Raw genomic sequence first — 19,925 nt, 5'->3', positions numbered from 1 at the left:
GAACAATTAGCAATCAGGGGTTGTAATCGTGTTAATTCTGATTGCCATTGATACATGTGGCGAAAGCTTAAGCAGAAAATTTTTAATTGGCAAGGGGTACTGATTTCTACCCCCACGGTAGCAGGCTTTGTCATTGGTATAAGTTCTGTCGGATTATTTCAGCTACTCGAATGGGTTGTTCTCGATCAGTTTTTTCAGTTGCGTCCCTTAGAGCCAGTTGACCCCCGCATTGTTATCGTCACGATTGATGAATCCGATATTAATAAGGTAGGGCAGTGGCCCATTCCAGATGCTCAGTTAGCTCAATTGCTTCAGACACTGAACGCTCAACAGCCTAGAGCAATTGGTCTGGATCTTTATCGAGATTTACCTGTGCAACCCGGTTATCAAGCGTTAGTCGAGGTATTCAAATCTACGCCGAACCTAGTTGGTGTAGAAAAAGTAGTGGGTAATACGGTAGAACCACCGCCCGTCTTAAATCAACTTGACCAAGTGGCTATGGCGGATATGGTGTTGGACGCTGATGGTAAGGTACGTCGGGGTTTGCTTTCTGTTGAGCTGGAGGATGGGTCTACTCAACTCAGTTTAGGAGCGAAGTTGGCACTGATGTATTTGGAAGCCGAAGGCATTACTCTTGAGCCAGTTGCTCAGAAGCAGTTGCGGTTGGGAAAAGCGGTATTCGTTCCGTTTCAGGGAAATGAGGGGGGTTATGTCCGAGCTGATGCGGGTGGTTATCAGATACTGCTGAACTATCGCGGAGCTAAAAAAAATTTTCGGACTGTATCGTTGACTGAGGTTCTCGAAAACCGAATTCCGCCAGACTTAGTGCGGGATAAGATTGTTTTGATTGGCGCAACCGGACAAAGTGCCAATGATCTTTTCTTTACACCCTACAGCACCACTCCCATTGGCAGTCGCCAGCAAATGCCAGGTGTTGTCGTTCATGCCAATTTAACCAGCCAAATCGTTAGTGCTGCGAAAGAAAATCGTCCTCTGATTCGGGTTTTGCCCGATCCCCTAGAATGGCTGTGGGTTGGGGTTTGGTCGTTGATGGGTGCTGGGGGCAGTTGGGCGATCATTCGGGCAGAGGTTTGGAAGGTGTCTTGGCGATGGACAGTACTGGGTATCAGTATTTTTTTAACGGGTAGCAGTCTGATTGCAGGCAGTTATCTAGCCTTTCTCGCAAGCTGGTGGTTGCCTCTGGTTTCCCCCTTAGTCGCGTTAACGGGTTCTGCTATTGCGATCGCTATCTATCAGAGCTGGGGGTGGCAGCGTTACACTAGTGACTTAGAAATTTTACTAGAAACCACGACGGCTCATTCCGATGTGATTGAAGCCGAGTTGCACCGACAGGCAGAAGAAGCAGCACGGGAAAGCGAGAGGCGGTTGGCTCAATTTCTGGAAGCTGTGCCAGTGGGCGTAACGGTGTTAGATGCTAATGGCAAAGTCTACTTTATCAATCAGAGGGCGCAAGAGTTATACGGCAAAAGCATCGTACCTTCAACTACCTCTGAACACTTGTCCGAAGTTTATCAGGCTTATATTGCCGGAACCAATCAACTTTACCCTACTGAAAAGCTGCCCATCGTGCAGGCGTTGCAGGGTAAAAGTTCAACTACGGAGGATATTGAACTTCATCAAGGCAGTAGTATTATTCCCCTAGAAATTTGGGGAACTCCTATTTATGATGAAGCGGGTAAGATTACTTATGCGATCGCTGCCTTTCAAGACATTACCGAACGCAAACGAGCGGAGGAGGCACTCAAACAAGCAGAACAAAAGTATCGCAGTATTTTTGAAAATGCTTTAGAAGGCATTTTTCAAATTACACCAGACGGACATTATATCAGTGCCAATCCTGCCCTAGCACAGCTCTATGGCTACGATTCTCCTGAGGAGTTGATAGCCACGCTTACCCACATCCAGCATCAACTGTACGTTGATCCGCACTGCTATACAGAATTTATTCTATTAATGCAAAAGCACGGTGCCATCTCTGGGTTTGAGTCTCAAGTCTACCGCCGTGATGGTAGTATCATCTGGATTCGGGAGAATGCCCGTGCGATCCGCAATGCCAATGGAGCGCTGCTTTACTATCAAGGTTTTGTTGAAGATATTACCCAGCGCAAGCAGGCAGAAGCAGAGCGACTGCAATTTACCAATCAACTCTATCAACTCAACCGAGCTTACAAGCGCTTTGTACCGGAAGAATTTCTCCAATTATTGGATAAAGATAGCATTGTCGATGTGCAGTTGGGCGAGGCAGTGCAAAAAGAAATGTCTATTCTCTTTGCCGATATTCGTAACTTCACCACTCTGTCGGAAAAAATCTCCTTAGAAGAGAATTTTAAATTTATCAATGCCTATCTCTCTCGTATGGCACCGGCTATTGTTGAGAATAACGGCTTTATTGATAAATACATTGGCGATGCAATTATGGCGCTGTTTAGCGGCAGTGTTGATGATGCAGTTAAAGCCGCAATCTCCATGTTACGTCGGTTGGCTCGATACAATACAACCCGCACTCGACCGGAGCGTCCGCCCATTCATATTGGCATTGGCATTAATACAGGTTCTTTGATGTTGGGAACGGTGGGAGGACACCATCGGATGGATAGCACAGTCATTAGTGATGCTGTGAATTTAGCCGCTCGTCTAGAAGAATTGACAAAAAAGTACGGAGTCTCGCTGCTAATCTCTCACCACACCTTTTGGCGCTTGCAAGATGCAACTCAATATGCTATACGTCTTATCGAGCGGGTACAGGTTAAGGGAAAATCAGAAATGGTGTCCGTCTTTGAGGTATTTGATGCCGATCCACCTGAACTCAAGCAAGGTAAATTGATGACAAAAAGCCTCTTTGAAGAAGCTTTGTTGCTCTATCATCTCGGACATTTCAAAGAAGCAGCACAACGGTTTGAAGAGTGTTTGCAGGTCGTTCCTAGCGATCGCGTCACTCAAATTTATCGAGAACGCTGTTACAACATCGATGGGTGATTGGTTGGCGGCAACTTCTCGGCACAAAGCAACCCAAACCGAATCAGCCCACGCCGATAACCTCGACTCATCAACCCTAATGATAGTGCTGCTTGTATAGTTCCCCAACCACTTTGCAGTAATCCAAAAATCGCTTTCGGCTCAAAGGCTGAATCCATTACAATATCCCAGAATGGTGCAACGGCATCTGACCAATCTGCCGTGCGAATGTTTTGGAAGGATAGATTGTGAGCGATCGCTTCATAGTCGGGAAGGGAAATTACATAGGGCAAGCAGTATACTCGATAAATCTCTTCTAAATGCTTTTTTTCATCTGTGGCTAGTTCTCCCGTTGCTGGCGTTATCGGGCGGTGGCACCAGGTTGCCATTAGGAAGGTTCCTCCTGGTTTCAGAACTCGATAGCACTCTGCCAGGAATTTTTCCTTATCTGGCATATGTTCCCCACTTTCCATCGACCAGACAAAATCAAAACTCTCATCGGCAAAGGGCATATCCAGGGCGTCAGCAACCTGAAAGTGAACCTTTTCAGCTAACCCAGCGTCTTTTGCTCGTTCTGTCGCTCTTGAGGCTTGCACCGGACTTAAGGTAATACCCATAACCTTAGCACCAAATTGTTGTGCTAAATAAAGAGAACTGCCACCAATTCCGCAACCTACATCGAGAATATGCTCGGCTTGCTTGACTCCACCCCATTTCAGAAGTTCTGCAATTAAATCAATTTGCGCCTGACGGCGGTCTTTTTTCTCGTTGCCCGTGACACCATAATAGCCATGGTGCATATGTTCGCCCCAAACCTGCTCCCACAGTCCTGAAGAGGCATCGTAAAATTGTTGAATTTGACGCTTGAGGGTTGAAGTCATCGTTTGCTGCACTTGTGCCTGAACCGGAATCAGCTTATCAGAGGATACAGGCACTGACCATGGTTGACTGATAAAACTTGTGAGCAGATGCCTAGAAAGCCCTCACCTCTGGGGAGAGGGGTTGGGGGTGAGGGCGCATGAAGTGATTGTCAATCAATCAGGTTACTGACCATGGGTTTTAAAGTTTTGGGTTAAGCAAATTATAAGATATTGAACACACAAGATTCAGCGTTGTTGACTGGTGGAGGCACGGGCTAGCCCGTACATTGTACTCCTGAAACTCACAAGCAAATCTCACCCTTTCCCGGAACCTAACTCTAAACCATGACCATTTCCCGAACTATCTGCCTAGGATTCCTGACTATGATCGCTGTGGGGACTCTGCTGCTGATGCTACCGATTGCGACGAGTAGCGGTACGTGGAACGACCCTATTGTGGCTTTATTTACGGCTACCTCGGCTGTCTGTGTGACCGGTCTGATTGTTGTCGATACCGGCAGTTATTTTTCTAACGTGGGTGAGGCATTCATTCTTGCCCTTTTCCAGCTTGGCGGGTTAGGTTACATGACTATAACGACCTTTCTGCTGCTGCTGGTGCGCCGTCGGTTTGACTTGAGGCATAAAATTGCAATTCAAAAAGCTTTGGATCGACCGGGGCTGGAATCAAGTGCCTCTATCATTCGCTCAATCATTGCCATGGCAATGATTTTTGAAATCACTGGCACCCTTCTCCTTTTACCCGTGTTTGCTGCCGACTTTGGATTTGATCGGGGGCTGTGGTTCGCTGTCTTTCACAGTGTTAGTGCTTGGAATAATGCTGGCTTTAGTTTGTTTGAGGATAGTTTGATCGGCTATCAATCCTCTGTTTTCTTAATTCTCATTATTACAGGATTAATTATCTTCGGGGGAATTGGGGAACAGGTGATTTTTGAGCTGTACTTATGGTTGCGCGATCGCTTACTGCACAGAGGTACTAAGCTGACGTTTTCTCTCAATTTTAAAGTGGCAACGAGTACAAGTTTATTCCTTTTAGCAATTGGTACTATTTCCTTTTTCTTTGTCGAAGTGACCAACGGCGGAACCCTTGGAGACTTCAGCCTCAAGGATAAAATGCTCAATGCCTGGTTTCAGTCAGTCACAACGCGAACGGCTGGTTTTAATGCTATTGATATTGGTCAAATGACGGCGGCTGGACTATTTATTAGTATTGCCTTAATGTTTATTGGAGCTAGCCCAGGTGGTACGGGTGGGGGGCTAAAAACGACGACATTCCGTGTTTTAGTGAGTTGCACGAAGGCTATTTTAGAAGGCAAAGAGGAAGTTCATCTCTACAGGCGTCAAGTTTCCATTACGCTAATTTTAAAGGCTGTGGGGGCTTTGGTGGGTTCCGTCGCCACCGTAATTGTTTCGACGGTTTTAATTTCTATCGCTGACCCCCAAATCGAGTTTATTGAACTTTTATTTGAAGTTGTATCAGCCTTTGCCACTGTTGGTCTGTCTACTGGCATCACTGCCAGTCTATCACCATGGGGTAAGCTGATTTTAATCGTGACCATGTACATCGGACGAGTCGGCATTTTGTTGCTCATGGCAGCGCTTTTGGGAGAACCCCGCCCCAGTAAAATTCACTATCCAGAGGAAAACCTGCTTGTGGGATAGGTCTGACTGGGTGGCGAAATTAACTAAAAGGTAGACTCTATAAGCTTCATGAATAGCCAACCAAGGGGGGAACTGTATCACACCGACTCGGAAAGTGCTGTAGGAGGTTAAGGGAAAAAACTCAAGGACATTCAGGATGACGCCCACCTCTAGCACAGATATACTGCAATTGTTTGGTATCTAAATTTTTCGCTCTGGCAAAATTAACCCCCTGTACACGAGCACCGGATGTATCCGTCGGTGGCAGCGTAATAAATCCATTGGAACTGACAGGTGTAGCAGCGGCAAAGGTGGCTCCCAGAAAATCCGTTCCTGACACGTTCGCCCCCCGCAAATCGGCTGCACTCAGGTTTGCATTCTGCAACTTGGCATTTTGCAGTTGAGCATTGTTGAGATTCGCCCGCGTTAGATTCGTAGAGCTAAGGTCGGCACTTTGGAGTTGGCTATTGTTTAATTTAGCTCCCGAAAGGTCAGCACCTTGCCAATCCGATTGAGTCAAGTCAGCAAAGGCGAAATCGCTGCCTACTGCACTAGCCTGCCCCAGAGTTGCACCATGCAAGTTGGAGAGAGCAAGTTTAGCATCCCCTAAATCCGCACCGGTCAAGCTGGCTTTTTCTAAAACGGCTCGTCGTAAATCGGCACCAATAAGTTGAGCGCTGCTCAGGTTAGCACCGATTAAATAGCTGTCAGATAGATTAGCGCGGTTGAGAGTAGCCCGGATTAAATTAGTGCGATTCATAACGACGTTGTTTAAAACCGCACCCGTCAGGTCAGCTTCTTTGAGTTCAGCACCGCTGAGATCAGCAATCCAATCATCGAAGGTGCCGAGGCGTTCGTCCTCACCTGCACCGTAGAAACGGCTGCTCTTGAAACTAGCTCCAATCAAAATAGCCGAACGGAAGTTGATCCCCGCTAGGTCGAGGTTGTCCAACACTAAGGCAAATCGAGCTGCCCCGCTATTCACCTGACTCAGGTCTGTACGGCTTAAATCAGCATCATGGATTTGACTACTGTAGATAGTGAGAATTTTAGCGATCGCCCGATTGGTAGCCCTTTGCCGCAACGCTACCAACTGCTGCTCTTCTGGAGTTCCCCGGTACTGTAGCGTTTTCTGGTCATTTTGCAAGGATTGATTCAGGTTTCGCAGAGCAGGTAGGGCTTCTGACCCTTTACTCACCAAAGCTTGCTGAATGGTATCAATTAAACTGGGTGTCTTTTCCTGACCCAGTAAATCCACCAAGAACGGCACAGCACGACCATCATTCAACCGTGCCAACGCCAGAATTGCCCCCTGCCGCTCTTCAGTTGCCGTTGCCGAGGTAGAACTCAATTGTTTCACCAGCGCCAGAAATACCTCGTTGTTCTGCTGGTTGAACTCGCGCCGATTCGCCTGAGTTTGAATGTAAACTTGGGTGCCGACAAAGGTTCCCAATACAGACGCCATTCCCGCAAAGGACAGAATCAGCAGGGTTAAACCTGGATGACGGCGCATCCACCACCAAAGACTCAGGGGTGGCGATGGGCGGCTTTTGGGGGTGAGAACGATGGTGGTTACTGAAGAGTTGCGTCGTTGACCGTTCGATGTCTCCTGGTGCGATGACCAGCCATTTTCCACCTCTAATGTTACCGATTGGTTGTGTCCGACTGGCTGCCATGCCCCAAAATGGTTTGGCTGTGAGGAAACTGTCCGATCTGCCTCTAAGACATAGGTTCCTGCCAAGCGATCATGCAGAGTGCGGGATCGGGCGTGAAACAGGGCGCTAGCACTTTCTGCTAGCAGCATGAATCCCGCCAATCCTAGCAAAATTCCAAAATCAGGAAAGGCTCCCGTATAACGCCAGAGTAAATAGGCAGTTCCTACTGGCAATCCCCACCGTCCCACTGCTTCCCGCCAAACTGCCCGAATCAAACCAGGATGTGCTCCATAAGCATCAACGATCCGTACTCCAAACCAGCGTTTGGGCGTGGTTTGACCGGTTTTCGAGAGCAGATAAAGCTGCCAACTTACGACTACTACGGGCATGACGAGCGCCCCACACCAGAACAAATTGGTTAGGGGCGCGACTTGTCGGTTTAGCCGTGCTCGTGGGTAAGCGAGTGTTTTGGCGATCGCTTCCTCCGTGGATGCCACCATCGGATTGAGGGGAACGGGTTCGGCAGTGAAGTTCTCTTTGGCATACAACCCAATACTGTAAGGCACCAAGGCACTCCCTGCCACTAGGGAGACTTCTAAAACAAAAGCCGCACAGCGCCGAGTTACGAGCGGCAAGGTTCGGTGCAGTCGCAGCGGAAATGACCGACTAACCTCTTGATTTTTAACTCGCTTTACGGTAGGGCTAGTCATGTTTACATCTCACGCTACGAGAAAAGGGTTTGCACTTACTGACGAGACTGGGAAGTGATGAAAAACCTGTACGCCAAGTACAGCATTGTTCCCAATAGGGCAAGACTAATCACTGAGGCAACCAGTTGAAGAACGCTCCTCAACACGGAAAAACCTATGCTTGCCGCCATAATCACTACAATAACTTTACCAACCGTCGGCAGCCTATTAAACCAGTTAGTAAGTTGATTTAATACCGACTTAACGGGGTGAGAATCTGGAAAACCGTCTTGTCGAGTAGGTTGCCAGAAGCGCCCTGAGTCGGGTTCTAGTTCCACTTCTATCTCTTGAAGTCTGCGCTCATAGTCTTGATAGTTAGGATGGTTCATCAGTTGATTACCTACAGGCTAAAGCTAAAACGTTGTTTGTCACCCCTCGCCACCTGAACTCCATAAAGATTCTGTAGTGACACTTGGCAAACAGGAACAGTTCCCGCGCCAAACGGTCTAGTGATTTAGGACAATTGTATTAGGAAGACTGGAGAAAAGGTTAGGGGATGACATAATGATGAAACTATTTAACCATTGGCTCGTTATTCCTACCACTTTGGCAGCGCTATTAACCACGATTGCGCCAGTTCGTTCTGAAACGATACAACTTGCACCCAACTTCACACCCGATCCCCTAGTCGTGACGGGTACGTCTGGAGGAGTGCAAGATAGTGGCGGCTGCGGCAAGATTGGAGCAGCGCCCAATGTAGTTGTGAACTTGAGCGATAACTTCAATTACTTGCGCTTCAGCGTGGAGAGTGCAGGTCAACCCACCCTATTGATTAAATCTCCGAACGGGAATTCCTGTGTCCTACAGGGTAGTTCCTCTGGGAATACCCTCGAAGCGCCAGGGTTTTGGGAGGAAGGTATGTACCAAATTTACATCGGCGATCTCGCAGGAGAAGAGCATCCCTATCTGCTGTCAATCACTCAAGTTCGTTAAGAAAGCTGGCAGCTAAACTAAAGGGCAACGAGTGAATTGTCAATCTTCAAGCTGTTGAACCGACACCTCTACAGCCTCAACATCAATCGTACCAGGAGGTGTCAAGCGGTTGAAATGTCCCTGTTCGACTCGTAAGGGTTCTCCGCAGTTGGGACAGCGGCACTCGGTACGGTTGAAACCAGTGAACTCGTAGGCGCAGACTGGACAGTTGTCTTCAACCAGGTTGCGTCTCAGCCACCAGCGAAATGCGAGCCATCCAACGGCTGGTGCCATTAATGCTAGGGCTACTAGAATAAAAAAACCGTTGACTAGCCAGCCCAAGCCAACCGTTCCTAGCAACAAAAATACCGTTAAGAGTGTCAGCCAACAGCCCACACCTGATAAGTTAAACTGAACAAGTTTAGGATCGTACTGGTTCACGGAACTCATTTGGGATGGAACATTTCCATCCTAGTCCACATTCGCTTCAACCTGAGATGGGGAACGCCGGATGGCTTTAGTAGGGATCGCCGCCGCCGTGGTATTGACAAGCTGGTTTAACCGTTCTCTAAAAGCATCTTGGCTAAATTGTGCCAAGCATTGTTCTCGCAACCACTCACCGTTGCAGCGCAGATCTTCCCCCTTGAGAATTTCAATACAAGCAGCAGCAACAGCTTCAGGGTTTCGGTGCGGGACTTGCCAGCCAAGGCGTCCGTCCTGTAGGGGGTCAGCAGAACCATCTGCATTACCAGCGAGTACGGGTTTGCCACAGGCCATTGCCTCTAGATAGACGATCCCAAACCCTTCTTGAGAGGGCATGATATAGGCATCAGCAACTCGGTAATGATCGGCTAAGTCAGAGGTGGGGACAAATCCAGCAAAGACAACCCGATCAGCAATTCCTAACTCTTGCGCCAGCCCTGCTAGTCTAGGTTGGTCATCACCCCGACCAATTACCAGATACTTGACTTCTGGAAACACTTGGGCGATCGCAGGCAACGCCCGAATCGTGACATCTACTCCTTTATAAATATCACCCGACCACAACCGCGCCACCGTCATTAATACCTTAGCTCCCTCAAGACCATAGTTCTGGATGAGTGCAGGGGGTTTGGTTCCGGGGGTGAAGGCATTTCCATCAACCATACAGGTAAAAATTTTCACCTTCTGGGGGTCTAAGTTATTTGCCGCACAAGCGCGATCGCGGCTGTAGCGGCTGATTGTCCAAATTTCTGTTGCAGAGTTCAAAGCCTGATGTTGCAAACTCGGCAATCGATTCCAAACTTCTTTGCCATAGGTCAGAATAGTATAGGGAACCCCCAGTGGCTGACAAAGAAGCTGGATTAGGGGTGCCAAATTGATATGACCGCAGAAGACATGGTTTGGGCGTTGCTGCCACAGACATTGCAGAAGGGCTGCGGATAATCTCAGACGACCCAGTTTGGGATGGGGGCTTTTTAGATAATGAAATTTGAGGGGATAGCTATCTAAAGGATTATCACATCCGGGTTTATCTCTAAGCAAAAACACATCAGCGGCAATTTCATGCTCCGTCTGAGAATTAAGCGATCGATAAGCATCCAAAAGATTTTTGACGTAGGACTGAATGCCCCCTTCCTTTTCAAAAATCTCTAGAAAAACAAAGACCTGGTTAATTGTGGTATGATTCTGGTGCTTCAAACCGTTTTTGTCCCTCAACTGAATTAGTTATTGGCAATTGGGGTTTGGTAATTTGGGATAGGGATTTCCTGAAAAAGCGAAAAGTGACCACTGCACAAACGCTCCACAGTTCTACACTATCATTTTCACAACGTTATAAAAATTTATGCCTGCAAACACCTTGGGGGTACTGATGTACGGCTAAGGCATTTACAGGCATTTAAACGAAGGAATTAAGAAATTAGAACAGACCCAAGGTAAAAGATGTATCGATTGGGAAGGTAGCACCAATGCCCAACCAAAGGGTAACCAAGGTGCCAATCATGAACACTGTGGTTGCCACTGGACGGCGGAACGGGTTTTGGAACTTGTTGACGTTCTCAATAAAGGGAACTAGGATTAGACCCAAGGGAATCCCAGCCATCATGGAGATACCCAAAAGTTTATTGGGAACAACTCGTAGGATTTGGAAAACAGGATACAAGTACCATTCCGGTAGAATTTCCAGAGGCGTTGCAAATGGATCGGACGGTTCGCCAATCATCGCTGGATCAAGCACTGCTAAACCGATACACAGGGCGATTGTTCCCATGATTACAATGGGGAACGTGTAGAGAAGGTCATTGGGCCAAGCGGGTTCGCCATAGTAATTGTGACCCATCCCCTTAGCGAGTTTTTCACGTAATTGTGGATCGCTTAGATCCGGTTTTTTGAGGATCGACATCGTTAAAATTATTCTCCTTATTAACAAAGATTCAGCAAGGTTTATCTCCGAAAAGCCATTTATAGGGGACCGGAAATGCCCTGCTTGCGAATCATGATAAAGTGCAGCAGCATGAAAACTGCAATCAGCCAAGGTAGAACAAAGGTATGCAGACTGTAATAGCGAGTTAGGGTGCCTTGTCCGACACTCGTACCGCCGCGCATCAGTTCGACAATAGACGAACCCACAAAAGGAATGGCTTCAGGGACGCCAGAGACAATCTTGACTGCCCAGTAGCCAACTTGATCCCAAGGCAGTGAATAGCCAGTCACTCCGAATGAAACGGTAATGACTGCCAAAATCACGCCTGTCACCCAGGTGAGTTCGCGAGGCTTTTTAAATCCACCCGTCAGGTATACCCGGAAGATGTGCAAAATCATCATCAGCACCATCATACTGGCAGACCAGCGGTGGACGGAACGGATGAGCCAGCCAAAGTTCACTTCGGTCATCAAATACTGCACGGAGGCAAATGCTTCAGTAACCGTAGGTTTGTAATAAAAGGTCATGGCAAATCCAGTGGCAAACTGGATGATGAAGCATACAAGGGTAATCCCACCCAGGCAGTAAAAGATATTGACGTGAGGAGGCACGTATTTTGAGGTAACATCTTCGGCGAGTGCTTGAATCTCTAGACGTTCCTCAAACCATTTAAAGGCGCTTGATTCGGTTACTTGCTTAGAAAACATGAAGCCAAAATTGCTAGAAGGATAGTGCTGTTTTTGCGTAGTTTGACCTCCAATAGGCACAGGGGCGCTAGGAGAGATCGATTACTTCGGGGTAAGACTGCTAAGAGACACCGCTTTTGCGGAACGGAGACCCACTTCATCAGGATTAGCGTTCCTGATTTGAAGTTCTCTATCTAAGAAATGTAACATAGCTTGACAGAGGCAGGTGTGGCAGACGGTAACTCTATCTCTATAGGGGGGGCGATCGCACACAGAAGAAGACGCTCAACCCAAGAGTGTAGGGTATGGCATTTTAGGATCAAAGGCTCTGTCACACTAAGAAATTAAAGCATCAAAGCCTGAAGTAACTGTTTTTACCATGCACAAACGAGCTTTCTGGGTTGGACTCTTAGTAATCTGTCAACTCCTGTTTATGTCGGTGTGGTGGACGCCACCCGCCTCAGCCTTTACCGAAGAACAAGAACTCTTCGCCCAAGCGTGGCGAATTGTCTCTCAAGCCTATATCGATGACAGCTTCAATGATCAGAACTGGTGGTTGGTGCGTCAGAATGCCTTGAAAAAGCGCCTGGAGAATCGTGATGCCACTTATGAGGCGATTCAAACGATGCTAGGGAGTCTGGAAGACCCCTACACTCGATTATTAAAGCCGGATCAATATCGGAGTTTGCAGGTTACTACCTCCGGGGAACTCTCAGGGGTGGGGTTGCAAATTGCGCTAGATAGTGAAACGGGGCAATTGGCAGTGGTGGCACCCATTGCAGGTTCACCAGCCGATCAAGCCGGCATTCGTCCGCGCGATCGCATCATAGAAATTGACGGGAAACCCACCTCAGAACTAACTCTCGACGAAGCTGCCGCCCGGATGAGAGGACCGATTGGCACAATGGTGACGCTGAAAATTCAAGACCCGAACGGGGCACAAAAGTCAATTGAACTAGTACGCGATCGCATTGCGCTCAACGCCGTTTATGCCATGTTGGATTCCCCATCGGATGATACCGAAGTCGGGTACATTCGCTTGACCCAATTTAGTGCCAATGCCCCAGCAGAAGTTGCAGACGCCATCACTCAACTCGAGGAAAAGGGAGCAGATGCCTATATTCTCGACCTGCGGAACAATCCCGGCGGTTTACTGCAAGCCGGCATCGAAATAGCCCGCCTCTGGTTGGAGCGAGGTACTGTTGTTTATACCGTCAATCGACAAGGGATGATGGGTAGCTTTGAAGCCAGCGAACCTGCCCTCACCCAAGCTCCGTTAGTCGTGCTGGTTAATCAGGGAACAGCCAGCGCCAGTGAAATTTTAGCAGGGGCATTGCAAGATAACCGCAGGGCAAAGATAGTTGGGGAGAGAACCTTTGGCAAAGGCTTAATTCAGTCGTTATTTGATTTGACGGATGGGGCAGGATTGGCAGTTACGGTTGCCAAATACGAGACACCCGACCACCGTGATATCAACAAGTTAGGAATCAGACCCGATGTGGAAGTGCCTTTAGAGGCAATCACTCTCGCTGAGGTAGGGACGACGGCAGATAACCAATATCAAGCGGCAGTGCAGCTATTGACGAGAAAACCAATGCTAGCAGCAGACGCGACCTGATTTAGTAGAGACGTTGCCAGCAACGTCTCTACTTGCTTTTTTACAAGACAGGTTTTGCCTGTAATTGGGCATTCAAATCTAGTTGAACTAATCGATCATAGGCTTGGTCAATAACCCCCTTACCTCGCAAAAAGCCAGTATTCGCACCAGGACAAATGTAACGGAATGTTTCAAAATTGAAGCGTTCCATTAAGATTTGGACACTGCGAAGCTGTCTGCGCCAGTGAAATGTTTTCGACATCCTCAAGGGAATAGGTTCTCCCTGTTGGTTCGGCAGCAAGTGACGCCCGGAAAAGAGAACGCCACCCGCAGCCTTAGAGTAGAGACAGGCAGAACCCGGAGAATGTCCGGGTGTCCAAATCCCTTGGCAGGAGGAAGAAAGGGTGAGTTCGCTCTCAAATGTAGCAACCTCTAATCCTGGCAGTAGGTAGGCTTCTTGTTCTTGAATCACGATCTTACAGCCCAAAGCTTCCTGAATTTCCCGTGCTTTGCCGATGCCACCTCGGTGGGTAATGAACAGTACAGACACTCCCCCTCGTTCGCGCAAGAATTGCTCGTTCGGTTCGTTCCAAGCTGGACAGTCGATCAGGAAGTTGGCGGCGTTTTCTACAATAAAATAAGCTGTTCCGCCCAAAATATCTCGGTTGGGTGGAAATGCGAAAATGGAATCAAGGACTAGGTGTGGTGTTTTGAGCGTAGCAGACCGCCGATCGGAGAACGGGATTTGAGAATCGGTAACTTTATCGGCTTGTGGGGAATCGGGTTGCACAATACTTGTAGACCTGTGACTTTTATGGGACTGTACTGGCGTTTGTCAAGAACTAGCCTTTAGATCAATACTTAACTTTACATTATGGAATGGTTACTCCTAATCTTATTGGGTCTGATTACATACTTCATTATCAAGCGGCGCATTACTAGCCTATCTCGCACCCAGGCAACTCCTGAAAGTTCAGCCCCTGGACAAACGGTTCCACCTACTGCTGAGAAGTCAACCTTGCGTCCAATCAGCAAGCAGGAAGAAACGGAACTGAGAAACTGTTTTCCTTGGGGAGTTTACTATCTCCAAAATGTGGAGTACCGCCCCCAAGCGGTATTGTGTCGTGGCAAACTGCGCACCAACCCGGATGCAGCCTACCAAACTGTGCGGGAAAATATTGAAGCCGAATTTGGCGATCGCTTTTTTGTCATCTTTCAAGAAAGCTTTAGCGGCAAGCCCTTCTTTGCCCTAGTACCCAATCCCCAAGCCCAGGAGAAAAGTGAAGGCGAACCCCTGATGCGACCGGGTTTGGCGTTAGGTCTGCTAATCATTACCTTATTTACCACTACGGTTATTGGAGCAACTCAGATTGCTGGATTTGACCTCCAACAAGTGCAATCTGATCCGGCTATTTTACTGAAAGGAGTCTCCTATGCACTGGCGCTGATGGCAATTTTAAGCGTTCACGAATTCGGTCATTACCTGACAGCAATCCTCTACAAGATGCGCACCACTCTGCCCTACTTTATTCCTGTACCTTTTTTCTTAGGAACATTTGGGGCATTTATTCAAATGCGATCGCCCGTACCCAATCGCAAAGCCCTATTTGATGTGGGAATTGCAGGTCCATTGGCAGGTTTTCTGATGACCATTCCCCTATTACTATGGGGGTTAGCTCATTCTAGTTTAGTGCCTTTGTCTGAAGAGTCGGGGCTGTTGAATATTAACTCCCTCAATCCCAGATTTTCGTTTTTGCTAACCCTGCTGAGTAAGTTGGCACTGGGCAGTGAACTAACGTCTGGGATGGGAATCAACCTGCATCCTGTGGCAGTGGCGGGTTACATCGGGTTAGTGGTGACAGCGTTTAACTTAATGCCCGTGGGACAACTCGATGGCGGTCATATCGTTCATGCGATGTTTGGTCAACGAACAGGGGCAGCAATCGGTCAGATTACCCGATTATTGATGCTGGTTTTGGCATGGGTTCAGCCAGATTTGCTGTTGTGGGCGATTATTTTGATATTAATGCCCGTTGCTGATGAACCGGCACTGAACGATGTGTCAGAACTAGACAACTGGCGAGATTTTTGCGGATTGCTGGTACTGATCATTTTAGTCAGTATTCTTTTACCCGTCCCCGGAACCGTGACTCAATGGTTAAATCTGTAAGGATTAGTAAGTCTTTTCCCAATTTAATAACACAGTAGTTAAACTGGTGGATAACATACTGCTCTGGCGCTATTCATTATTGTTATCGCATCCCATAACGCCAAGGATTTTAAAAAATGTCGAAAGCTGAAACCTCTCAATTCCCTCAATCTAAAGCTAAAAGTCTGCCAACTGGTTTTAGAGGGAAACCTTCAAACCCTTCAGAACTTGAAGAGACTCACTTGCTAATTGTGGAAGACGACGAGGGACGTCGAGTAATCTCCTTAGGAGAGGAGGTGTATTCTCTCGGTCGAGATCGCAAGTCAGATATCCGCCTGTTCTCTATGTTTGTTTCTCGCCAACACGCAACGTTGCTACGCCAAGAGGAGAAGCAAGGTTCCTACCAGTATCAGATTATAGATGGCAACCTTCAAGGTCAACTGAGTGCTAATGGTATATTGATTAATGGTCGCAAGCTTCAAACTCACCAACTCAAAGATGAGGACGAAATCATATTTGGGGCAGGTGTGAGTGCTAGGTATTATATGCTCAACCGTGAAGAAAGAAAGAGTGGACCCCTCGATCCGTTTGATATTACCCTCATTGATCCGGGTATGGTTGAGGAGTCCGAAGAGGGATTCTAGTTGACGGGTTGCTAACCCCAACTATCTTGAAGTGGGTCAGCACAATATGATGATGGAAAAACAGACAATTCAGGTAATTGGCGGTGGATTGGCAGGTACGGAAGCGGCTTGGCAGATTGCCCAAGCGGGAGTTCCTGTCGTTTTGCATGAAATGCGACCTACGCGCCTCAGTCCCGCCCATCATACTGGGAAACTAGCGGAATTGGTTTGCAGTAATTCCTTTGGAGCACAGTCAAGCGATCGCGCAGCGGGGTTGTTGCATGAGGAATTACGTCGCTTGGGTTCAATTATTATTGCCAAAGCGGATAGCCATGTGGTGCCTGCGGGGGGTGCTTTAGCGGTAGATAGGGGTGTCTTTAGTGGGGAATTGACGGAAACCTTGGCAAGTCATCCCTTGATTGAGTTACGACGGGGTGAGGTGCGGCAAATTCCCACGGAAGGAGTGGTAGTGTTAACAACAGGACCCCTGACGAGTCCGGAATTAGCAGAAGACTTGCAGCGCTTCACGGGGATGGACTACTTCAGTTTCTTTGATGCGGCGTCACCGATTGTGGTGGGGGAGTCGATTAATCAAGATATTGCGTTTATGGCGTCGCGTTATGACAAGGGAGAAGCCGCTTATTTGAATTGTCCGATGAATCGGCAGCAGTACCTGCATTTTTTGTGGGAATTGTGTGGGGCACAGAAGGCGGAATTGAAGGATTTTGAGCAGGAAACGGCTAAATTCTTTGAAGGGTGCCTGCCGATTGAGGAAATGGCGCGGCGGGGGGAAGATACTATGCGCTACGGTCCTCTGAAACCTGTGGGATTGTTTGATCCTCGCTTGGGAGAGGGTGCGGAACGCCCTTATGCGGTGGTGCAATTGCGCCAGGAAGATAAGGCGGGTCAGTTATGGAATATGGTAGGATTTCAGACGAATTTGCGCTGGGGCGAACAGAAGCGGGTATTTCGCCTGATTCCGGGGTTGGAGGATGCGGAGTTTGTGCGCATGGGGGTAATGCACCGCAATACTTTCATAAATTCGCCAGAATTGCTGTATTCTACATTACAGTTTAAAAATCGTCCGGCGTTGCTGGCAGCCGGTCAGTTGGTGGGGACAGAAGGGTATACGGCAGCGGCAGCGGGAGGTTGGCTGGCGGGTACTAATGCGGCACGATTGGTATTGGGGTTAGAGCCTGTCACGCTACCGCCAACGATGATGATGGGAGCGTTGTTTGAGTTTATCAGTTCAGCCTCGCCGAAGCATTTCCAACCGATGCCGCCGAATTTCGGGATTCTGCCGGAGTTGGGGGTGCCGATTAAGAGTAAGAAAGAGCGGTATGGGGCGTATCGCGATCGCGCTTTGGCAGATTTGGAGGGGTGGAATCGCAGGTTGCGGGTATCAGCAGCTTGATAAACTACCATCGACAGCTCATGTTGCCTGTCCTAGGGGATATTTTATTTTTTGGAGTTTTCTTTAACGATGTTGCTTTTGAGCGTTTCCAGGAATGCAAGCAACCGTTGCTGATCGGATAAAGGTAACTCTTTCATTAGTTCGTCAGCCTCTTCTAAAATTTGCGCTTGCGCCTCTGGCATCAGTTTTATCCAATTAGAAAGTAATAAGTTGCGCTCGATTATAGTTAGTTTCCACTGATAGTCAGGCATATTAATTGTCTCGCCGAATGTCCGGTATCCGTTCACAATCCTAGACGATGAATGTAAACAGACTGCAAAGAAAGCGCCTTCTTTCTGTAAAGAGATTGTGAAAAATTTTACGGAGTGTAGGAGAGCTCCAAGGAAAGAAAGTTCAGCTAAAACTTGTCTACTAGGTATTTGTCTAGTTCACTTTTCTCCTCTTGTGTCAGTCCTTCGGTTTTGCTTTGGTAAATTAGGTCAGATAAACGTTCTTTAACTGCTTCCGATAGTTTAAAATTTATTACACTTTGAGGTGTGGTTCCAGCAGCAATGAAGTCAATAATTTCGTCGTAGACTTTGGTTGTTTTTATAGATGTATTCATAAGTGTATTTCTCCTGTCTCTAGTTTCCTTTATTTCCCTAAGTTAGAATCTGGATTAATTTTTACCCTTTCTTTTTTATGTTGAATTTTCTCCCCTTCTCGTTAATCCAATTTCACGGCAATCGGCTCACACTTCAAAGATTCTGAAGCCTTTGACTCCGTTTCAGCCGCTGCGCATTCGTTACTATTGGGTTTAAAAAGCAACTTCAATTCGTTAGCCGTTTCCGGCACTTCAAACACCACTTTACCGCGTCGTTCCTCACCTGGAGCAATCTCACCGGTAGGCAGTTCTACATCCTCTAGTGCCCCTGCCAACAAAGCTACTTCATAGGCGTTATTTTTATCATCTACTACTTCAAAGGAAACCACGGAAAAAGTTTTAGGTTCCTGTCCCTTATTGGAAAGTAGAGTATCTACTACAACCCACTTATTTCCTTGATTGGGTTTAATTACCCCCTTTCCCGGATGCTCACGCACGCCGTTAACTGTCAACTGCAAGTTGAGGTTTTGATCCTCAATTGCAATGACTTCCCCAATGTCGTGAACCTCTGGTAAGGGAGGCGATACTGAAGGCGCTGAAGCAGTTTCTTGAGACGTGCGATCGCTTGATTGAGAATTATTCTGAGTCTGTTCGGGAGCGGAACACCCCGCAGCTACAGCAATAAGGGTAATGGTTGCGATCGAGCCAGTCAGTCTTCTCCATTGTAGATACATAAATTTATTCATTTGTCAACTTGTATTCATAGTGTTGACGTTTGTTCAGTTAGCTGAGAGCCAAAAAAAACAATCGAGTGTGTTCCTTACAACACAAGAACCCCTATCCAGCCTCAAGTTCCCAACATCTGCAACTTATATAACGCCGCATACAATCCATTCTGCTGCAACAGTTCTTCGTGAGAACCCGACTCTACCAACTCCCCTCGCTTGAGTACCAAAATCCGGTCTACATTACGAATAGTTGAGAGGCGGTGGGCAATAATAATGGCAGTGCGTCTTTCTAACAAATGATCGAGGGCTTGTTGAATCAAAGCTTCTGTTCCCACATCTAAGCTGGCTGTAGCTTCATCCAACACTAAGATCCGGGGATTGCGAATGGCAGCACGGGCAAATGCCAGCAATTGCTTTTGCCCCCCCGATAAATTCATGCCTCGTTCTCGCAGTTGCGTTTCATACCCTTGAGGAAGCTGTTCGATGAAACGATCAACGTTAGTCGCTTGGGCTGCCCCTTGGATTTCTGCGAGGGAGTAAGTTTCACCCAAAGCAATGTTGCCCTTGACATCCCCAGCAAACAAAAATCCTTCTTGCAGAATAACGCCCAGATGACGCCGCAGTTCTGCCTGGGGTAAGCTGCGAATATCGATACCATCGATCAGAATTCGTCCGCGTGTGGGTTCGTAGAGGCGGCACAGCAAGCGAATAATCGAACTTTTTCCCGCACCCGTAGGACCGACTAAAGCGACTTTTTCACCAGGACGAATGGTAAAGTCCAAATTTTTGAGAACGTAGTCGTCATTTTTGTACGCAAACCAAACGCCTTCAAAGCGAATTTCTCCACTCATAGAGGATGGAGCCAACGAAGAATCTAGTTTCCTCGGCTTGCCTGCTCCCTTGCTCCCCAGCTCCCCAGCTCCTCTGCTC

General features: G+C 47.7%; 19 protein-coding genes. 7 read left to right on the top strand and 12 right to left on the bottom strand.

Features of this window, described 5'->3' with window-relative positions:
• Nucleotides 1-54 precede the first annotated feature (54 nt).
• Complete coding sequence (locus tag IQ257_RS30115) at nt 55-2,997, top strand: CHASE2 domain-containing protein (RefSeq protein WP_228060731.1); 2,943 nt, start codon at nt 55-57, stop codon at nt 2,995-2,997.
• On the opposite strand, the gene IQ257_RS15200 is transcribed toward IQ257_RS30115, so the two are convergent.
• The gene (locus tag IQ257_RS15200) at nt 2,979-3,857 is read right to left on the bottom strand and encodes a methyltransferase domain-containing protein (protein WP_193874038.1); all 879 of its coding nucleotides are present in this window, start codon (nt 3,855-3,857) and stop codon (nt 2,979-2,981) included. The genes IQ257_RS30115 and IQ257_RS15200 overlap by 19 nt on opposite strands.
• Nucleotides 3,858-4,181: 324 nt before the next feature.
• Here IQ257_RS15200 and IQ257_RS15195 point away from each other — a divergent pair, with 324 nt between their 5' ends.
• On the top strand, nt 4,182-5,516 hold the full coding sequence (locus tag IQ257_RS15195; RefSeq protein ID WP_193874022.1) for a TrkH family potassium uptake protein: 1,335 nt from the start codon (nt 4,182-4,184) through the stop codon (nt 5,514-5,516).
• A 121-nt stretch (nt 5,517-5,637) separates the two neighbouring features.
• Here IQ257_RS15195 and IQ257_RS15190 read toward each other — a convergent pair whose 3' ends face one another.
• Nucleotides 5,638-7,860 carry a pentapeptide repeat-containing protein gene (locus IQ257_RS15190; protein ID WP_193874023.1) on the bottom strand — a complete coding sequence of 741 codons (2,223 nt, stop codon included), beginning with the start codon at nt 7,858-7,860 and terminating at the stop codon, nt 5,638-5,640.
• Nucleotides 7,861-7,895: 35 nt separating this feature from the next.
• Complete coding sequence (locus IQ257_RS15185) at nt 7,896-8,228, bottom strand: hypothetical protein (protein ID WP_193874024.1); 333 nt, start codon at nt 8,226-8,228, stop codon at nt 7,896-7,898.
• A 175-nt stretch (nt 8,229-8,403) separates the two neighbouring features.
• Between IQ257_RS15185 and IQ257_RS15180 the strand changes: the two genes are divergently transcribed.
• Nucleotides 8,404-8,832 carry a hypothetical protein gene (locus IQ257_RS15180; RefSeq protein WP_193874025.1) on the top strand — a complete coding sequence of 143 codons (429 nt, stop codon included), beginning with the start codon at nt 8,404-8,406 and terminating at the stop codon, nt 8,830-8,832.
• Between the two features lie 39 nt (nt 8,833-8,871).
• On the opposite strand, the gene IQ257_RS15175 is transcribed toward IQ257_RS15180, so the two are convergent.
• The 4 genes from IQ257_RS15175 to petB form a co-directional block, all read right to left on the bottom strand.
• Nucleotides 8,872-9,261 (bottom strand): hypothetical protein, encoded by a 390-nt coding sequence (locus tag IQ257_RS15175; RefSeq protein WP_193874026.1) that lies wholly within the window; start codon nt 9,259-9,261, stop codon nt 8,872-8,874.
• 21 nt (nt 9,262-9,282) lie between these two features.
• Nucleotides 9,283-10,491, bottom strand: a complete 1,209-nt coding sequence (locus IQ257_RS15170; RefSeq protein WP_193874027.1) for a glycosyltransferase family 4 protein — start codon at nt 10,489-10,491, stop codon at nt 9,283-9,285.
• A 220-nt stretch (nt 10,492-10,711) separates the two neighbouring features.
• Nucleotides 10,712-11,194, bottom strand: coding sequence for a cytochrome b6-f complex subunit IV (petD, locus tag IQ257_RS15165; protein ID WP_193874028.1), 483 nt, complete (start codon nt 11,192-11,194; stop codon nt 10,712-10,714).
• Between the two features lie 59 nt (nt 11,195-11,253).
• Nucleotides 11,254-11,922 (bottom strand): cytochrome b6, encoded by a 669-nt coding sequence (petB, locus tag IQ257_RS15160; RefSeq protein WP_193874029.1) that lies wholly within the window; start codon nt 11,920-11,922, stop codon nt 11,254-11,256.
• Between the two features lie 358 nt (nt 11,923-12,280).
• Here petB and ctpA point away from each other — a divergent pair, with 358 nt between their 5' ends.
• A complete protein-coding gene (gene ctpA / locus IQ257_RS15155) occupies nt 12,281-13,519 on the top strand; it encodes a carboxyl-terminal processing protease CtpA (RefSeq protein WP_193874030.1) in 1,239 nt (412 codons plus the stop codon).
• 40 nt (nt 13,520-13,559) lie between these two features.
• Here the strand turns inward: ctpA and IQ257_RS15150 are convergent, their stop codons facing one another.
• On the bottom strand, nt 13,560-14,288 hold the full coding sequence (locus tag IQ257_RS15150) for an MBL fold metallo-hydrolase (RefSeq protein ID WP_322744348.1): 729 nt from the start codon (nt 14,286-14,288) through the stop codon (nt 13,560-13,562).
• 84 nt (nt 14,289-14,372) lie between these two features.
• On the opposite strand from IQ257_RS15150, the gene IQ257_RS15145 reads away from it, so the two are divergent.
• The 3 genes from IQ257_RS15145 to trmFO all read left to right on the top strand — a co-directional run bounded on the left by IQ257_RS15145 (nt 14,373) and on the right by trmFO (nt 17,684).
• Nucleotides 14,373-15,668, top strand: a complete 1,296-nt coding sequence (locus tag IQ257_RS15145; protein WP_193874031.1) for a site-2 protease family protein — start codon at nt 14,373-14,375, stop codon at nt 15,666-15,668.
• Between the two features lie 116 nt (nt 15,669-15,784).
• Complete coding sequence (locus tag IQ257_RS15140) at nt 15,785-16,291, top strand: FHA domain-containing protein (protein ID WP_193874032.1); 507 nt, start codon at nt 15,785-15,787, stop codon at nt 16,289-16,291.
• A gap of 52 nt (nt 16,292-16,343) precedes the next feature.
• Nucleotides 16,344-17,684 (top strand): FADH(2)-oxidizing methylenetetrahydrofolate--tRNA-(uracil(54)-C(5))-methyltransferase TrmFO, encoded by a 1,341-nt coding sequence (trmFO, locus tag IQ257_RS15135; protein ID WP_193874040.1) that lies wholly within the window; start codon nt 16,344-16,346, stop codon nt 17,682-17,684.
• A 44-nt stretch (nt 17,685-17,728) separates the two neighbouring features.
• Here trmFO and IQ257_RS15130 read toward each other — a convergent pair whose 3' ends face one another.
• The 4 genes from IQ257_RS15130 to IQ257_RS15115 form a co-directional block, all read right to left on the bottom strand.
• Nucleotides 17,729-17,971, bottom strand: a complete 243-nt coding sequence (locus IQ257_RS15130; protein WP_193874033.1) for a hypothetical protein — start codon at nt 17,969-17,971, stop codon at nt 17,729-17,731.
• A gap of 110 nt (nt 17,972-18,081) precedes the next feature.
• A complete protein-coding gene (locus IQ257_RS15125; protein ID WP_193874034.1) occupies nt 18,082-18,288 on the bottom strand; it encodes a hypothetical protein in 207 nt (68 codons plus the stop codon).
• A 101-nt stretch (nt 18,289-18,389) separates the two neighbouring features.
• Nucleotides 18,390-19,013, bottom strand: coding sequence for a DUF4352 domain-containing protein (locus IQ257_RS15120; protein WP_228060730.1), 624 nt, complete (start codon nt 19,011-19,013; stop codon nt 18,390-18,392).
• A gap of 101 nt (nt 19,014-19,114) precedes the next feature.
• The coding region (locus IQ257_RS15115) for an ABC transporter ATP-binding protein (protein WP_193933097.1) at nt 19,115-19,925 on the bottom strand (811 nt) is incomplete at its 5' end.

Origin of the sequence: Coleofasciculus sp. LEGE 07092, assembly GCF_015207375.1 — a bacterium.
Classification (GTDB): Bacteria; Cyanobacteriota; Cyanobacteriia; order Cyanobacteriales; family Coleofasciculaceae; genus LEGE-07092.
Note: the sequence above shows the minus strand (reverse complement) of the source record. Positions and strands in the feature narration are given on the sequence as shown.

Coding starts and splice junctions, on each gene's coding strand:
- petB (WP_193874029.1), bottom strand. CDS start 11,922: ATGTTTTCTAAGCAAGTAACCGAATCAAGCGCCTTTAAATGGTTTGAG.
- IQ257_RS15145 (WP_193874031.1), top strand. CDS start 14,373: ATGGAATGGTTACTCCTAATCTTATTGGGTCTGATTACATACTTCATT.
- IQ257_RS15185 (WP_193874024.1), bottom strand. CDS start 8,228: ATGAACCATCCTAACTATCAAGACTATGAGCGCAGACTTCAAGAGATA.
- petD (WP_193874028.1), bottom strand. CDS start 11,194: ATGTCGATCCTCAAAAAACCGGATCTAAGCGATCCACAATTACGTGAA.
- IQ257_RS15120 (WP_228060730.1), bottom strand. CDS start 19,013: ATGAATAAATTTATGTATCTACAATGGAGAAGACTGACTGGCTCGATC.
- IQ257_RS15190 (WP_193874023.1), bottom strand. CDS start 7,860: ATGACTAGCCCTACCGTAAAGCGAGTTAAAAATCAAGAGGTTAGTCGG.
- IQ257_RS15180 (WP_193874025.1), top strand. CDS start 8,404: ATGATGAAACTATTTAACCATTGGCTCGTTATTCCTACCACTTTGGCA.
- IQ257_RS15175 (WP_193874026.1), bottom strand. CDS start 9,261: ATGAGTTCCGTGAACCAGTACGATCCTAAACTTGTTCAGTTTAACTTA.
- IQ257_RS15200 (WP_193874038.1), bottom strand. CDS start 3,857: ATGACTTCAACCCTCAAGCGTCAAATTCAACAATTTTACGATGCCTCT.
- IQ257_RS15140 (WP_193874032.1), top strand. CDS start 15,785: ATGTCGAAAGCTGAAACCTCTCAATTCCCTCAATCTAAAGCTAAAAGT.
- trmFO (WP_193874040.1), top strand. CDS start 16,344: ATGGAAAAACAGACAATTCAGGTAATTGGCGGTGGATTGGCAGGTACG.
- IQ257_RS30115 (WP_228060731.1), top strand. CDS start 55: ATGTGGCGAAAGCTTAAGCAGAAAATTTTTAATTGGCAAGGGGTACTG.
- ctpA (WP_193874030.1), top strand. CDS start 12,281: ATGCACAAACGAGCTTTCTGGGTTGGACTCTTAGTAATCTGTCAACTC.
- IQ257_RS15195 (WP_193874022.1), top strand. CDS start 4,182: ATGACCATTTCCCGAACTATCTGCCTAGGATTCCTGACTATGATCGCT.
- IQ257_RS15125 (WP_193874034.1), bottom strand. CDS start 18,288: ATGAATACATCTATAAAAACAACCAAAGTCTACGACGAAATTATTGAC.